The following is a 15,852-nucleotide window of genomic DNA, read 5'->3' as shown; positions in this document are numbered from 1 at the left end:
AGCAACTATAAAAACCATTACTTCAGGAAAGCTTTTAAAATGAAAATTTTAGTTGTCGAGGATGATGAGTTAAACGCCTATGCACTTACTGCTGTTCTCACTGACCAAAATTACGCCGTTGAAGTAGCAGCTGATGGTGATGCAGCTTGGGATTTAATCGAAACATATGATTATGATTTAATTCTTTTAGATGTCATGTTACCCAAACTTGACGGTATTAGTCTATGTCGGCAGATCCGGTCTAGTGGCAGACAAGTACCAATTTTATTATTAACAGGGTGCGATCGCTCTCACGAAAAAGCCACAGGTTTAGATGCAGGTGCAGATGACTATGTAGTTAAACCTTTTGACCAAGAAGAGTTAGTAGCTCGTGTCCGAGCATTATTACGCCGGGGTAGTGTAACTTTAGCACCCATCTTAGAATGGGGTAACTTACAACTAGATCCTAGTAGCTGTGAAGTCACCTATGGCCAAAATCTCATCTCCCTCACCCCCAAAGAATATGCACTCTTAGAACTATTCTTGCGAAATCAGCGCCGGGTATTTAGCTGTGGGATGATTTTAGAGCATCTTTGGTCCTATGAAGACACACCAGGAGAAGAAGCCGTCCGCACCCATATCAAAGGACTGCGAATGAAGCTCAGAAACGCGAATGCACCGCAAGATTTAATCGAAACTGTATATGGCATTGGCTATCGCCTCAAACCCCAAAAAGAAGACAGCAAAGAAGACAATTCTCAATCACAACAGCAAACACTCACAGCTATTGCAGATATTTGGCAGCGATTTCGGGAACGGGTAGATGAGCAGGTAAGTATATTAGAGCAAGCCGCACAGACTTTAACTCCAGAATTGCTTTCCCAAGCATCCCCAGAAGCTCACACCCTCGCCGGCTCATTAGGTACATTTGGTTTACCTCTTGGTTCAGAGTTAGCCAGAAAAATTGAAAAATTACTGAAATCAGGAAAAACATTCACCAAAACAGACATTACCAATCTGCAAAATTGGGTAAAGTTACTGCGTCAAGAAATTGCAGTCAAAAACGCAGAAAATGTACCCCCATCATCAACTAACAATGAACTCCCTTGGTTATTAGTAATTGAGGATGATGCCAATTTAGCAGAGCAAATCAAAACAGAAGCGATTAATTGGGGGTTAAACGTCTCAATTGCCACCAGCTTAAATGCAGCGAAAAATCAATTTTACCGACTGAATCCTAGTGTGGTGTTACTAGACCCTCAAGTGGGAGCAAACCAAGAAAATAGCGGTAAATTTCTGGCTGAAATTTGCCAATCTAAACCCACAATTCCAGTATTAGTATTTACTGATCAGACTAATTTTAGCGATTCCTACGGAGCGCTGCGCTATCGCTTGCAAATTGCTCGCAATGGCAAACACACTTTTTTACAAAAGCCAATGCCACCCCAACAGATATTAGCCGCAGTTCAGCAAGTCCGGCAAAACTCCCCCCATACAGAAGCAAAAATCTTAGTCGTAGATGATGACCCGCAGATTCTAGCACTACTACAAACCTTACTCACCCCTTGGGGTCTAAAAATCATCCCTCTGAGCGATCCCCGTCAATTCTGGCCAACCCTAGAAACACAAAAGCCAGATCTGCTCATATTAGATGTAGAAATGCCCTACATCAACGGCATTGAACTTTGCCAAGTAGTTAGGAACGATCCCCAACATCATGAGTTACCAATTCTCTTTCTCACCGTCCATAACGATGCAGAAATTATCAATCAGATATTTAGCTCCGGTGCTGATGATTTCGTCAGCAAACCCATCATTGAATCAGAATTAGTTACCCGCATTATCAATCGCTTAGAAAGGGTGAGACTATCACGACAAATGGCTCAAACCCACAATACCCAAATCAGCAATATTACCCAACAAAAACACATAGAAATAGAAATTCAGCGCATAAATCGCACCTTGCAAACATTAACTGCTTGTAATCAGGCACTAGTCCGCGCTAAAAATGAATCTGACTTACTCCAACAAATTTGTCACATTATTGTCGAAATTGGCGGTTATCGTCTGGCCTGGGTGGGTTTTGCCCAACAAGATCTCACCCAAAGCATCCTACCCGTAGCTCAAGCAGGTTATGACGCAGGATATTTAGAATCTCTGAACCTCACTTGGGCTGATACAATCCGAGGACAAGGGCCTACAGCTACAGCAATTCGCACAGGAAAAACCTCTATTATCGAAAATATTCTCTCAGATCCCAGTTATCAGCTTTGGAAGTGTCAAGCTCATGAACGGGGTTATGCCTCCTCAATTGCTTTACCTTTAATTGCTGATCATCAACAAACTTTTGGAGCTTTGAATATTTACGCCACATCTACAGAAGCTTTTGATGCAGATGAAGTCAAACTACTCCAAGAACTAGCCGCTGATTTAGCTTATGGGATAGTGGCTTTGCGAAATCAGCAACAACGACAAACAGTAGAGTTAGCGCTCCACAAAATTCAAGATGAACTAGAATTAAGAGTAGCAAAACGCACTGCTGAATTAATTACAGTCAATTACAAGTTGCAGTCAGAATTAAGTGAGCGACAACGGACACAAGAAGCACTCATTATTTCCCAAACCCGATTTGAAGGAATTTTGAGTATTGCTGATGATGCCATTATTTCTATTGATGGTCATCAATGTATTACTTTATTTAACCAAGGTGCAGAAAAGATTTTTGGCTACTCTGCCGAAGAGGTTCTCGGAAAACAGCTAGATTTACTTTTACCCATGCGTTTTTCTGAACAACATCGCCATCATGTCACTGATTTTGGTAAATCTCCCAGTCCGGCTCGGAGAATGGGAGAAAGACGTGAAATATTTGGTCGCCACAAAGATGGTACTGAATTTCCGGCTGAAGCATCTATTTCTAAATTAAATGTTGGCTCGGAATCGGTTTATACGGTTATCCTGCGTGATATAACTGAACGTAAGCAAGTAGACCGAATGAAGGATGAGTTTGTATCTGTAGTCAGTCATGAACTTCGTACTCCCCTCACTTCAATTCACGGTTCTTTGGGAATGTTAACCAGCGGTTTGTTACCAACAGATTCAGAACAAGGTAAACGTTTACTGCAAATTGCTACCGATAGTACTGATCGCTTGGTGAGGTTGATTAATGACATTCTTGACATCGAGCGCATCGAATCGGGTAAGGTGAAGATGGAGCGAGAAAACTGCAATTTAGATGAACTAATTAATTCAGCTTTGAATATAATGCAGCCTTTAGCTAATAAAGCGGGGGTAAATTTATCTATTTCTAGTTTATCTGTCCAACTTTGGGCTGATCCAGATCGTATTGTCCAAACTTTAACTAATTTATTGAGTAATGCCATTAAATTTTCTACTTCAGGTTCTACTGTTTGGCTCACAGTACAACAACAAAAAGATGAAGTTATTTTAACAGTTAAAGATACTGGTCGAGGAATACCATCTGATAAATTAGATAGTATTTTTGAGCGATTTCAACAAGTTGATTCTTCAGATTCACGTAACCATGAAGGTACGGGTTTAGGTTTGGCAATCTCTAAGAGTATTGTGCAGCAACATGGTGGCAAAATTTGGGTAGAAAGTGTTTTAAATGAGGGCAGTAGTTTTTACTTAACTCTACCAATTTGGCAATTTGCTCAACCTGAATTAGAAAATTCTGATTCTGAAGAAATGCTAATTAATAATCAATATTCTCCTTTGGTGTTAGTTTGTGATGATGATGTTGTGATTCGCACTGAATTACAAACTTTGCTGGAGCAAGGAGGATATCAGGTCATGACCGTTGCTACAGGTGAAGAAGCAATCTCTACAGCAATTACTCAACATCCAGATGTTATTCTACTAGATTTGCTCATGCCGGGAATGAATGGCTGGGAAACAATGGCAGTATTGAAAGCACGGGAAGATACTCAAAATATCCCCATTGTGATTTGCAGTGTTTACCAACCCAGTAACAATAATCAAGCTAGTGCTAATTTTGTGGATTGGTTGAGTAAACCTGTAGAAGAAATATCTCTGTTACATTCTTTGAAAAAAGTAGTAGCTGAACCTGCGAGAAAAGTCAGGATTTTAATTGTTGAAGATGATAATGATCTCGTCGATTTGTTGGTAACTTTATTTAAAAGGCATGATGATATTGAGACCTTCTTTGCTAAAACAGGTAAGGAAGCTATTCACCTTAGCCAAAAAGTTAATCCTGATTTACTAATTCTGGATTTAATTTTACCGGAAAGCGATGGGTTTACAGTAGTAGATTGGCTTAAACAACATAATCAACTTTGTACTATTCCCGTGGTTGTTTATTCAGCTAAAGATTTAGATGATTCGGAACGCCATCGACTAAAATTGGGGCATACAGAATTTTTAACTAAAGGAAGAGTTTCAACTTATGAAGTTGAACAAAGGGTGCTGTATTTGTTGCAAAAAATTACTGGAGGAATTGGTAATAGGTGATTGGTGATTGGTGATTGGTAAACTTCCTTCTTTTCCCACTCCCCAAGATGAGATAAAATTTAAAATTGATGAGGGGTGATAGTAAAAATGACGAACAAGCGAATATTAATAGTTGATAATGAGCAATATATTCAAGAAGTGGCAAAGATTTGCTTGGAAACTGTTGCTGGTTGGGAAGTATTTACGGCTGGTTCTGGAAAAGAAGGAATACTAAAGGCTGAAAATTATCAACCAGATGCTATTCTTTTGGATGTGATGATGCCTGATATGGATGGACTGGCTGCTTTTGAAAATTTACAGGCTAATCCAGCTACAAAGGCAATTCCGGTGATTTTTTTAACTGCAAAAATTCAAATAGCTGATCGTCGTCGTTATGCTCAATTGGGAATTAAAAGTGCGATCGCTAAACCGTTCGATCCGCTATCATTAGCAGGACAGGTAGCAGCAGCTTTGGGCTGGAGTTTGAAAAATTAGATGCAACGAAACCAGAGAATTTAAGATATCAAGAATAATTAACCGCAGATAAACGCAGATAAACGCAGATAAAGACGGATAATTCAATTAATATCAACGTGAGTTCGACATAAGATAATTTGTGGAAAACTCGCCACAAGTAGGAGTCTCAAACCCTTATTCTCTCGCCCTTAAAAATCATAACTCCGTTCGCGTAGCGTCTCCGAACTCCTAACACCGAACTCACGTTAATATCATCATTCTGTGCAGCCTCACATCAAATTAGTCTGTTTAACGATCCCTTCTTTCATAACGACGACGGTAGAGTAATTCTAACTGTCCACCATATTCTTGAATCCAAGCAATCTGACGTATATATAATCCCCGAAAGGTATTCGCAAAGAAAAGCGTAAAAATAGCCACGACTAATCCTGATGCTGTGGATACTAATGCTTCACTAATTCCCGCTGTCACACCCGCTGTTTTACTACCACCCACATCACCAATATTTAAAGAAGCAAAAGAAGTAATTAACCCCAAAACTGTACCAAGTAAGCCTAACAGAGGTGCAAGACCAATAATTGTATCAAAAATGTTTTGGAATCTTTTCAGTAAAGGAATCTCTCCCTGTGCTTCACTTTCTAAAGCCAAGCGGAATTCTTCTGGGGTTGGTTCTTCCAATTCTAAAGCAGCTAAAAAAATGCGGGCGATGGGTAAATCAATATTTTTCTGCAAATTATCTAAAGCACTAACTACATTACCTTGACGATAAAAATTTAGCACTTCCCTGACCACCCGATTTTGACGACCACTCAGCTTTACCCAAAAGGTGATCCTTTCCATAATTAGTGCGACTGCTAACACGGAAAAAAACAGCAGTGGCAACATGACAACGCCACCGGCTTGAAACAGATTACTAATTTCCATTTACTATCTTGTAAATCCTGCACACAGCTAGATTAACAGATTGTTGCCCAGAAACAAGTATCGGTAGGGGATGTCTCAATACTTATCGGTTAAGCTCAAAAAATAGAATTACGTAGGTTGGGTTGACGCTAGGAAACCCAACATTTGTGAGCATTTGTTGGGTTGCGCTGTCGCTTAACCGAACAGTATTGGGGGATGTATGGGGTTTGGAGTGCGTTATTTTACAATCCTGTCTGTATTTCTGGGTTAATGGCTGCGAGTTTTTTGGTAGAGATTAATTTTGAATTTCTTGTTAGATTATATATTGACACAACAATTTTGTTGTTATACTATTAAGGGTAGAATAATTTTGTTGTATTCAACTGCAAAATTGTTTTATTAACCTTCTACTAGTGCCGATATATTAATCTATAAATTATTATCAAAGTCTTGTAAATAACAAGCCAATGTTTGATTTATGTTTAAGTATAATCGGTTAATTTTAATGGATATTATCTGGAGGTATTGATTTATGGGGTTCGCGCAATCTTTCCTAAAAATTAATTATGATTTTTACATTCGACCAAAATGGCAATTTATTACCAGGTATTCATTTGGCTACTTGGGAGGAAATTGAAGAGTATCTAGCTTACAACAAACGCCGACAAAATCTTTTGTCTGGACTCAAACAAGCGTGCGAGATATTAAAGCAATGTGGTTGTAACAGAATTTATATTGGCGGAAGTTTTGTAACTACTAAAAAACTTCCTAATGATTTTGATGTTTGTTGGGAAGATGAACAAGTAGATTTTAAACTCTTGCACAAACTAGACCCTGTTTTGCATCCTAGTAGCAGAAGATCGGCACAAAAAAATAAATATGGTGGCGAGTTTTTGATTGCTAACATAACTATTGAAGATCCATTTACTACTTGTTTGGAATTATTCCAGCAAGACCGTAATGGTAATATCAAAGGTATAGTTGCAGTTAATCTGTAAATATAGAATGCGAAATAATTTTTGCTGGTCTTGATTATTTAACCTTCAAAATCAGCAATATAAAACAATGAAATAAATCGGCATTATCTAATTAATTTTTATTAGGTAATTCCATTCTTGAACAAATGAGTTATAGGTTAAACATTATGATTTTCAATGAATGGCAGTACAATATTACTAAGGCACAGATGAAGAAATTCGAGTTAGCAATGGCTCAATATGCTAGTAAACCAGTTCCAGAAGATGAAAACCAAAAACTACGCTACCAGGCTCGTATTGATTCACTACAAAGTCAAATTGAGGAGTTTATTCAAGAGATAGAAGAATACGAAAATCTCAAAAATAATCAAAATAAAATTGAGCGATTGCAATATGATAGTTTAGAAAAATTACCCGAAGCATTAATCAAAGCACGAATTATTCGCGGACACACTCAAGAAAGTTTCGCCAAACTTTTAGGAGTTAAACCTCAACAGGTACAACGTGATGAAGCAAATGGATATGCTAGTGCTAGTTTGACAAAACTTTTGAAAATTCAACATACTCTAAATCTGGAAATTCGGGAGGAAATTATCTTTAAATAAAAGAGTATTAACTTACTTTGACTCCAATATCTACACCATCACTCTTCAATTGTCCATCTTCCATGTAAATAATGCGATCTGCAATATCCAGGATACGATTATCGTGGGTGACAAGCAAAATCGTACAACCTTGTTCTTTAGCTAATTTTTGCATTAATTCCACCACATCACGTCCAGATTGTTTATCTAAGGACGCTGTGGGTTCATCAGCTAGAACTATTTTAGGATGACTAACTAAAGCACGTGCGATCGCAACTCGTTGCTTTTGTCCCCCCGATAAACTCTCTGGATAGTAATCAACACGCTCACCTAAACCCACTTCTGCTAACATTTCTATAGCTTTGGCGTTAATATCTCCTTGCAGATAATCCTCATGCAACTCCAAAGACATCCGCACATTTTCTTTCGCTGTTAAAAACGTCATCAAGTTATGCGCTTGGAAAATATAACCAATCTGACGACGCAATTTAGTTAATGATCCCTTACTCGCACCACTCATTTTCTGACCCAATATTTGTAAACTCCCCTCTTGCGCGGAACGTAACCCACCCATAAGTGATAATAATGTTGTTTTTCCCGAACCAGAAGGCCCCGTCATAATCACAATTTCACCAGTCTTAATCTCTAAATTGATGTCAAATAACACTTGTTTTTTGAGCATCCCTTCACCAAAATAATGATTGAGCTTGGAAACAGCAATTACCGTTTCTGAAGCAACATTGGATTTCGTCGAGACTTGTAACATAGAATTTTTATCCGTTTTAACTAATCAAGACTACTTCTTTCTAACTCCCCTCCACGAAACAGCGGGGTTCTCAGAAAGCCTAAAAAACATCCGCAGGGTCAGCAGAACCTAGTTTTCGGATAGCGATTGCCCCCGAAATACTACACATAACCACAGTCAAAATAAAAACATTAACTGCCCGGTCTGCTTTCATAAAAATGGGTAACAAAGTGGCAGAATAAGTGACTTGGTACAGACCGAAAGACAGGAAAAATGATGGTAAAAAACCCAAAAAAGCTAAAAGTAATGCTTCTTGTAACAAGACAATCAAAAAATAGGTATCTGTATAACCCATTGCTTTGAGAGTGGCGTATTCTGGTAAGTGTTCGGAAACATCAGAATAAAGAATTTGATAAACAATGACGATACCAACAATAAAACCTACTCCGACACCCATACTAAAAATAAAACCAATACCTGTACCATTAGCCCAATAACTTTTTTCTTTTTGAGCAAAATCTTCAGGTGTTCCCACTTGAACAAAGGGATTTTTGGGATCTGGATTTAATCCTATTCTCAGTTGTGCTTTGACTTTTTCAATATCAGCACCAGGTTTGAGAGTAATTAAACCCACTTCAATTTGATCTGCTTTCCGAGTAGGAAATAGTTCTAAAAAAGTCGAATCACTAGCAACAACATTACCATCAGCCGCAAAGGAAGCACCATTACTAAATAAACCTTTGACGCTAACAGATTTACTATTTAATTCTGTTTGAAAATTACCTGTTTTTTTAAAGATATCACCTACTGCACCATATTCAGGACGACCGGCTTGATCAAACATCACTTGATGCAGTTGCTTGAGGTAATCTTTATTTTTTTGCACTTCAGGAAATATCAAACCTGGTTGTGTGGGATCTACACCCCAAACTAAGATAGCCCTATCAATTCGTGTTTCTGGATTTCGCCACTGTCCAGTACCAATGTAAACAGAGTTAACTGATTTTACGCCATCATAACTCAATGCTTGATACAGTCTTTCTCTAGAAAAGCTTTTAACTGAAAACAGCGTTTCAAATTGGGGATTAATTAAAACTAAATCAGCTTGTAAATTTCGATGTGGTTGAATAGCTGCATCAAATAACGCACTTTCAAAACCCATCTGAATAAACATTAGCATATCTGCAAAAGTAATCCCAGCGACTGCAATAGCCAGCCGTGTCTTTTCTTTCATTAACTGTCGCCAAGCTAGAGGCGTTTTGCGAAATAATTGAGATACCATTTTGTAACCGCCTCTTAATAACTAAGTTTGTCACTTTGTTGTTCTATCTGCCGTTGTCGCATCAACAAAAATAAGGGCAGACCAAAGGAAACGCCAACCATAAGATTAAAAGCAATGTAAATCCATAGATTTGGCATTTTTAGTCGTGTTCCTTCCCCAAATACAAATACCCAAAATACGAGGGAAGAAACAATAACATCCATTCCAAAAAAACCAGATATTCTATTAGCAAAAAGTTGTTCAAAAAACAGTTTTATATCAAGACTATGCTCTAATATAAAGGGAATAAACTGAGAATATGGAAGAACTAAGCCGAGAATAGCAAGCGATATGTATATAGATTGAATCATGATTAAATTCCCCCCAAAGTAGTTTTTAGGTTGCAATTAAAACTAGTTGATAACGAACATTCGTTATATTTAATAGCAAATCAACTTTACAATTCGATTGCCGTTTGCACTTGCAAGTTAGTTAAACCTGCAACTTTTTTACTGTCTTCTGGGGTAAGGCGAATTTTTACTTCAATTACCCGACTATCGAGGTTTTCACCTGGTTGATTGCTAAACACATTTTGACGGTTAACTTGTAAGCCAATTTGTGAAACTGTTCCCCGCAGTTCACCTGTAAATGAGGAACTCGTAATTAAGGCTTTTTGCCCTAATTTGACTTTACTAATATCAGTTTGATAAACTTCTGCCACTGCCAGCATTTGGTCTGTTTGTGCGAAGTCTGCAATTCCTGCATTCTCTATTTTTTCGCCAGCACGGGTATGAATTTTGAGTATTTGTCCGTCCATTGGGGCGCGGATATAGGCTGCTTCTAGGTCGGTTTGGGCGCGTTTGAGGGTAGCGATCGCACTTTCAACTTCTGTTTGTGCTAAATTCACATCCACAGGACGAACTTCGGCAATACTGTTCAGCGTGGCTTTGGCTTCGCTAATTTGTTTATTACTGGTGGCATTAATTCGAGTTAATCCAACTTTGGCTTCTGCTAGTTGCTTGGTAGCGGTGGAATTGATACGGTTGAGAATTGCTTTAGCTTCCCCTAATTGCTGTTTGGCAGTTTCCACATTTAAACGTTTGCTGTCAATCACAGAATTAGAAACAGCACCTTCAGAATATAACTGTTGATAGCGTTGAGATTCGGATTCAGCATTATTCAGTTCTGCGGCTAATTTATTAATAGTTGCTGCTTGAGCAATTCTATCACCTTGCCATTGAGCTTCTATACGAGCAATATTTTCTTGTTGGGCTTTTTTATCGCCTTCAGATTGGGCTTTTATGCGTTCGAGACTTGCTTGTTGTGCTTGAATATCTCCCGATTTAGCTCCAGCTTTGATTTGCTCAAGTTTAGCTTGGGAAACTCTAACTTGTTTCTCACTTTGTTGAACAGCATTTTGCAAGTAATCGCGTGAATTTAAAACCGCAATCACTTGTCTAGCTTTGACTCTATCACCCTCTTTAACTAAAACTTCCGCAATGCGATCGCCATCTAATGCTAAAGGTGCAGACAAGCTAATCACTTCTGTCTCTGGTTCTAGTCTGCCTAAAGCAGTCACTTTTATCGGCGTAGGTACAGCTTCTGCTGATTCCGATGTGGAATTTTTACCAATTTGTCCAAAATTATAAATACCGTAAGTCGTCATCCCGGCTATAATAGCAGTAGTAGTGATGAGTAAACCGATAAACCCTTTATTTGCAGGTTTGAATAACAGTTTTTGATTCATTTCTATTTACCAAAAGACTCCCCAGTCACCTATGATTTTTGCTGTAAATAAGCAGTAGCCACCTATGATTTTTGCTGTAAATAAGCAGTAGCCACCTATGATTTTTGCTGTAAATAAGCAGTTAACATTTTTTCTAACAAAGCGCATTGCTCAGGAAAGTTAATTGTTTCATTACCCCATAATTTTTCTAGAATTACACCATTGACAAAGCTTAAAATAAAAGATGCCAATACTACATCTTGAATGCCTAATATGTCACAGGCTACTTGTTGACATCGTTGGTTAGCGTGTTTGAAAACCGTGCTATTACTCAGCATGGATTTTGAGTCTTGATGTTGACAAAAATTAACCCAGACATAAGTCCATTTAATTAGGTATTCCTCGTTTTTGACAAGATAATTACCTAAGGCTGTCATCAATTCAGATAAGTTATTCTTTCCTCCCAATTCTGCTAAAGCTGTAATGACATCCTGTTGAGTAATTTCTTCTACCAGTTGCTCAAATAAAGCCTGTTTACTGGGGAAATAGTGATATAAAGTACCAGTAGAAACATTTAAGCTTTGAGCAATTTGCCGCATGGTTATAGCGCCATAACCTTTTTCGGCAAATAAATCGAAACACTTGCCGAGTAATTCTTTGCGGTATTGTTCGTGATCAACAATTTTCGGCATAACTCAGCTTATCTATATCGAACGCTCGTTATTTTTTAATAAATCACATAATATGAGACTTGTCAAGATTTGACCAATAATTTCTTGATGCTATCAGCCTTCGGATTGATAGGGGCTACCGCTTATCAATCTTTGCGATAATTAGGGTATCAAATTTTGAAGATTGCTATAATGTCAACAGATTTTTATGGATTTGTTGGAAAAATTCATATTTGTGAGTGTTGTAAATACTCATTGATTTTCTAGCCAAATATACTCATAAATGGTAGAATATGCTCACATTTAGGGAAGATAGATGAAATTAGTTGAACGTCACATCATCAAGAAAACTCATCAATTCTATCAACAGATAGATGAGTTGTGTTGGCGTTCCAAAAATCTCTACAATTACGCTAACTACTTAGTCAGGCAATCATTTATCCTTGAGGGCAGTTATTTAGATAATACAAAAATATACCATCAAGTAAAGCAGCATGAATCATACAAAGCACTACCCAGTAAAGTCAGCAATCAAGTTTTGATAGTTTTGCATCAGAATTGGAAATCTTTTCTCCATGCTACCGCAGTTTATAATCAAGACCCATCTAAGTTTTTAGGTAGACCAAAATTACCCAAATACAAGGATAAAACTAAAGGACGAAATATTCTGACTTATGAATTAGGTGCAATTTCTAAACCGGCTTTGAGAAAAGGAATCATTAAACTATCGCAAACAAATATACAATTCCCCACAGCAACAAACAATATTAAACAAGTAAGAATTGTCCCCAGATGTGGGCAATATGTAATTGAAGTAGTTTATGAAAGGGATGCTAAACCACAGCAATTAAATCCTAACAGGGTGGCAGGTATTGATATTGGATTAGATAATTTAGCGGCGTTAACTGCTAATCTTCCAGGATTTAAGCCTGTACTTATCAATGGAAAACCTTTAAAATCAATCAATCGTAATTACAATAAAGTTAAAGCTAAACTTCAATCTCAACTCAAGGGAAATGCTCACACATCTCACCGGATAAATGCACTAACTTGTAAACGGAATAATCAAATAGATAATTACTTGCATAATGCTAGTAGATGGATTATTAATTATTTAGTTAAAGCCGGAATAGGGACGCTAGTTATTGGCAAAAATGAGCAATGGAAGCAAGAAATAAATCTCGGTAAAACCACAAATCAGAACTTCGTTAGTATTCCTCATGCTCGATTTATAGAGCAATTGAAATACAAAGCTGAATTGGTAGGAATTACCGTTTTGATTCATGAAGAATCTTATACTTCGGCTGCTTCATTTTTGGATTTAGATCCCATTCCTGTGTACAAAAAAGGAGAAACATACAATTTCAGTGGTAAGCGAATACAACGCGCTTGGTACAAATCTCAAAATGGTAAGCTGATTCATGCGGATGTTAATGCTAGTCTGAATATTGCTAGAAAAGTAGTCCCTGCGGCTTTTAGCTTAGGGATAGAGGGTATTGCAGTTTACCCATTCCGGGTAACACCGGGAAAAGTAGCTTGAGGATATTTGTCCATAAAACTACTAACTGTATCCAAATATAAAGACTGGAAATTTTCCCAATACTGCTACACTTTTGCAACAAAAGCATCAAAAATAATATCTACCTTAATAATAGTCCTCAATATTTATCCCGTACATCAAATGTCAAAACAAACACAAGACCAAGATAATCTTTTACCCAAAAGCCATCATGATGCACCCTGGAAAAAGGCAGCGGCCTCTCTATCCTTGGTGCTGCTGGGATCAGGTATGACCTTAGCAGGTGGTTATCTAGCTGGAAACCAACAGCAGCTATCTGAAAATGCATCCAAACTAGCAGTAAGCCGAGTCAATGCGGCTTCCCCATTACCAGCAAATACAGATCCTAATTTTATTACTCAAGTTGTCGAAAAAGTAGGGCCTGCGGTAGTGCGAATTAACTCAGCCCGCACTGTTACAACTCAGTTACCAGAGGAGTTCAATGATCCATTTTTCCGCCGCTTTTTTGGTTCACAACTACCAACGCAAGGAAGAAATCGGGTAGAAAGAGGTACTGGTTCTGGTTTTATTCTCAGTGCAGATGGTCGAATTCTTACCAATGCTCACGTAGTTGATGGTGCTGATACAGTGAGTGTCACTCTCAAGGATGGGCGTACCTTTGACGGTAAAGTAATTGGGAAAGATGAATTAACTGATGTTGCAGTTGTGAAAATTCAGGCGAATAATTTGCCAACAGTGACTATAGGTAATTCTGACCAACTACAACCAGGACAATGGGCGATCGCAATTGGTAATCCTCTAGGGTTAGATAATACCGTCACTACAGGCATTATCAGCGGCACTGGACGCTCTAGTAATCAAGTTGGTGTTCCCGATAAACGAGTAGAATTTATTCAAACCGACGCAGCAATTAACCCCGGTAACTCTGGCGGCCCTTTGCTAAATGCTCGCGGGGAAGTCGTTGGTATGAATACGGCTATTATTCAAGGAGCGCAGGGTTTAGGATTTTCTATTCCTATTAACACAGCACAACGCATTTCTAATCAACTTATAACTACAGGTAAGGCTCAACATCCTTATTTAGGAATTCAAATGGTGGGTTTAACACCTGAGTTGAAGCAACGTCTCAACTCAGATCCCAATAGTGGTTTAAGTGTGAAAGAAGATAAAGGTGTGTTGATAGTCAAAGTTATGGTTAATTCACCAGCGGACAAAGCCGGAATACGTGCAGGTGATGTCATTCAAAAGCTCAATGGCCAATCAGTCACAGATGCGGCTAGTGTGCAGAAAGCTGTCGAAAAAGCCCAAATTGGCGGAAATTTGCGTCTAGATCTGCGTCGAAATAACCAGAATATCAACATAGGTGTTAGTCCTGGTACTTTTCCCACGCGAGTTCAGTAATAATTTAAAATTAGGGGCGGAATCATTCTGTCCCTAATTTGAAGTTTCGTCAGGAAGGTGGATTCACTGACAATTGTTTGTAGTTTGGATGAAGCGACATAAGTAGGGCTTGCTGAAAAAGTCTTTCCGTTAGGGCTAGAAGTCAGGAGTCAGGAGTCAGGAGTCAGGAGGAAGAATTAGAAGGAGATCAGAATATTCTCAAATCTGGGTAAATGAACGGTTTTTGATGATTTCATCGCTTATTTCTTGCACCTTCTTTTACTTTTTCAGCCTGAAACTGTTGATATATATAGGTTTTTGGTTTATATGCCTAACGGCACGCTTCGCGAACAGCAAGCCCTAAGTATACCAGCAAAAGTCAAACAGTTTTTCAGGTTTTGAAGGATTCTCAAAAATTCTATTTTTCCTCTCCTGAATTCTGACTCCTGACTCCTGACTCCTGAATTCTGACTCCTGACTCCTGACTCCTGACTCCTGACTCCTGACTCCTGAATTCTGCTGTAGCTATGTATCTAAATATTTATGCGTGGTTATTTAACTGAGATAGTAAGAAATACTACAAGCAAATATTGCTAAAAGTACAGGAATTACAGTACTAAATTCTAGCTTGCCATTCTTAATAATTTTTAAACACCATAGAGGAATCATTAAAGGCCAGAAGATAGTAGTTGTTAAACACATAATAAATGATAAAAATTTATCTTCTGGAGTAGATGCAGGGTGACGCAGGGAAAAACTTAACCAATTGGTAAAAAAATAGCAAGTCATTAACAGATAACTAATCACTAAAGTCAATTGGATCTGATTCACGTTTTGCACTCCTTAGATTATGCGAGATCCAGTAATAATGTCTGTATTCAGGTTATTAGTATAGTTTGTGCAGTGAAGATGCATAAGTTTGCAAAGAGACTTTCGTATTTAATAACTTTGAAGCTAACTATACATTCTGCTTTCATGTCAATATGAATCGAATCCTAAAAACACCTTAATCAGTATTGTCACTGAATTTCAAACTTCAAAAATTAGGACAGTAATTATACATAGCAATATTAACTAACTATTCTCACCTTGGTATAGCACAGATCTAAAAGAAGGTGCAAATAAAATGCAGTATTTGCTACTTTATGAGTTGATGTAAGCAG

Annotated in this window: 13 protein-coding genes; 6 read left to right on the top strand and 7 right to left on the bottom strand. The window is 38.0% G+C overall.

The window, feature by feature from the left end:
• Positions 1–39: 39 nt before the first annotated feature.
• Both AC012T_RS18990 and AC012T_RS18985 read left to right on the top strand, forming a co-directional pair.
• A complete protein-coding gene (locus tag AC012T_RS18990) occupies positions 40–4,467 on the top strand; it encodes a response regulator (protein ID WP_487060292.1) in 4,428 nt (1,475 codons plus the stop codon).
• Between the two features lie 87 nt (positions 4,468–4,554).
• Positions 4,555–4,941, top strand: a complete 387-nt coding sequence (locus AC012T_RS18985) for a response regulator (protein WP_487060291.1) — start codon at positions 4,555–4,557, stop codon at positions 4,939–4,941.
• A 270-nt stretch (positions 4,942–5,211) separates the two neighbouring features.
• Here the strand turns inward: AC012T_RS18985 and AC012T_RS18980 are convergent, their stop codons facing one another.
• Positions 5,212–5,847 carry a MotA/TolQ/ExbB proton channel family protein gene (locus AC012T_RS18980; RefSeq protein ID WP_487060290.1) on the bottom strand — a complete coding sequence of 212 codons (636 nt, stop codon included), beginning with the start codon at positions 5,845–5,847 and terminating at the stop codon, positions 5,212–5,214.
• A gap of 545 nt (positions 5,848–6,392) precedes the next feature.
• Between AC012T_RS18980 and AC012T_RS18975 the strand changes: the two genes are divergently transcribed.
• A complete protein-coding gene (locus AC012T_RS18975) occupies positions 6,393–6,824 on the top strand; it encodes a DUF6932 family protein (RefSeq protein ID WP_487060289.1) in 432 nt (143 codons plus the stop codon).
• Between the two features lie 146 nt (positions 6,825–6,970).
• Positions 6,971–7,408 carry a helix-turn-helix transcriptional regulator gene (locus AC012T_RS18970; protein WP_487060288.1) on the top strand — a complete coding sequence of 146 codons (438 nt, stop codon included), beginning with the start codon at positions 6,971–6,973 and terminating at the stop codon, positions 7,406–7,408.
• A 7-nt stretch (positions 7,409–7,415) separates the two neighbouring features.
• Here the strand turns inward: AC012T_RS18970 and AC012T_RS18965 are convergent, their stop codons facing one another.
• The 5 genes from AC012T_RS18965 to AC012T_RS18945 form a co-directional block, all read right to left on the bottom strand.
• On the bottom strand, positions 7,416–8,153 hold the full coding sequence (locus AC012T_RS18965) for a DevA family ABC transporter ATP-binding protein (RefSeq protein ID WP_487060287.1): 738 nt from the start codon (positions 8,151–8,153) through the stop codon (positions 7,416–7,418).
• Between the two features lie 79 nt (positions 8,154–8,232).
• On the bottom strand, positions 8,233–9,414 hold the full coding sequence (devC, locus tag AC012T_RS18960) for an ABC transporter permease DevC (RefSeq protein ID WP_487060286.1): 1,182 nt from the start codon (positions 9,412–9,414) through the stop codon (positions 8,233–8,235).
• A gap of 14 nt (positions 9,415–9,428) precedes the next feature.
• Positions 9,429–9,764 carry a DUF2834 domain-containing protein gene (locus tag AC012T_RS18955; protein ID WP_487060285.1) on the bottom strand — a complete coding sequence of 112 codons (336 nt, stop codon included), beginning with the start codon at positions 9,762–9,764 and terminating at the stop codon, positions 9,429–9,431.
• Positions 9,765–9,850: 86 nt separating this feature from the next.
• Positions 9,851–11,140, bottom strand: coding sequence for an ABC exporter membrane fusion protein (locus AC012T_RS18950; RefSeq protein ID WP_487060284.1), 1,290 nt, complete (start codon positions 11,138–11,140; stop codon positions 9,851–9,853).
• A gap of 95 nt (positions 11,141–11,235) precedes the next feature.
• Entirely contained in the window at positions 11,236–11,811 is a 576-nt protein-coding gene (locus AC012T_RS18945) for a TetR/AcrR family transcriptional regulator (RefSeq protein WP_487060283.1), read from the bottom strand.
• Between the two features lie 295 nt (positions 11,812–12,106).
• Here AC012T_RS18945 and AC012T_RS18940 point away from each other — a divergent pair, with 295 nt between their 5' ends.
• Entirely contained in the window at positions 12,107–13,330 is a 1,224-nt protein-coding gene (locus AC012T_RS18940) for an RNA-guided endonuclease InsQ/TnpB family protein (RefSeq protein WP_487060282.1), read from the top strand.
• A 141-nt stretch (positions 13,331–13,471) separates the two neighbouring features.
• The gene (locus AC012T_RS18935; RefSeq protein WP_487060281.1) at positions 13,472–14,710 is read left to right on the top strand and encodes an HhoA/HhoB/HtrA family serine endopeptidase; all 1,239 of its coding nucleotides are present in this window, start codon (positions 13,472–13,474) and stop codon (positions 14,708–14,710) included.
• Between the two features lie 534 nt (positions 14,711–15,244).
• Here AC012T_RS18935 and AC012T_RS18930 read toward each other — a convergent pair.
• A complete protein-coding gene (locus tag AC012T_RS18930; protein WP_487060280.1) occupies positions 15,245–15,520 on the bottom strand; it encodes a hypothetical protein in 276 nt (91 codons plus the stop codon).
• Positions 15,521–15,852: the final 332 nt, after the last annotated feature.

This window comes from Anabaena sp. EIM26 (genome assembly GCF_057568715.1).
The sequence above is the reverse complement of the archived record's forward strand: the minus strand, read 5'-3'. Positions and strand labels throughout refer to the sequence as shown.

What these genes read in the sequence shown, in the direction of transcription:
- AC012T_RS18990 (WP_487060292.1), top strand. Translation starts at nt 40, where the DNA reads ATGAAAATTTTAGTTGTCGAGGATGATGAGTTAAACGCCTATGCACTT.
- AC012T_RS18985 (WP_487060291.1), top strand. Translation starts at nt 4,555, where the DNA reads ATGACGAACAAGCGAATATTAATAGTTGATAATGAGCAATATATTCAA.
- AC012T_RS18980 (WP_487060290.1), bottom strand. Translation starts at nt 5,847, where the DNA reads ATGGAAATTAGTAATCTGTTTCAAGCCGGTGGCGTTGTCATGTTGCCA.
- AC012T_RS18975 (WP_487060289.1), top strand. Translation starts at nt 6,393, where the DNA reads ATGATTTTTACATTCGACCAAAATGGCAATTTATTACCAGGTATTCAT.
- AC012T_RS18970 (WP_487060288.1), top strand. Translation starts at nt 6,971, where the DNA reads ATGATTTTCAATGAATGGCAGTACAATATTACTAAGGCACAGATGAAG.
- AC012T_RS18965 (WP_487060287.1), bottom strand. Translation starts at nt 8,153, where the DNA reads ATGTTACAAGTCTCGACGAAATCCAATGTTGCTTCAGAAACGGTAATT.
- devC (WP_487060286.1), bottom strand. Translation starts at nt 9,414, where the DNA reads ATGGTATCTCAATTATTTCGCAAAACGCCTCTAGCTTGGCGACAGTTA.
- AC012T_RS18955 (WP_487060285.1), bottom strand. Translation starts at nt 9,764, where the DNA reads ATGATTCAATCTATATACATATCGCTTGCTATTCTCGGCTTAGTTCTT.
- AC012T_RS18950 (WP_487060284.1), bottom strand. Translation starts at nt 11,140, where the DNA reads ATGAATCAAAAACTGTTATTCAAACCTGCAAATAAAGGGTTTATCGGT.
- AC012T_RS18945 (WP_487060283.1), bottom strand. Translation starts at nt 11,811, where the DNA reads ATGCCGAAAATTGTTGATCACGAACAATACCGCAAAGAATTACTCGGC.
- AC012T_RS18940 (WP_487060282.1), top strand. Translation starts at nt 12,107, where the DNA reads ATGAAATTAGTTGAACGTCACATCATCAAGAAAACTCATCAATTCTAT.
- AC012T_RS18935 (WP_487060281.1), top strand. Translation starts at nt 13,472, where the DNA reads ATGTCAAAACAAACACAAGACCAAGATAATCTTTTACCCAAAAGCCAT.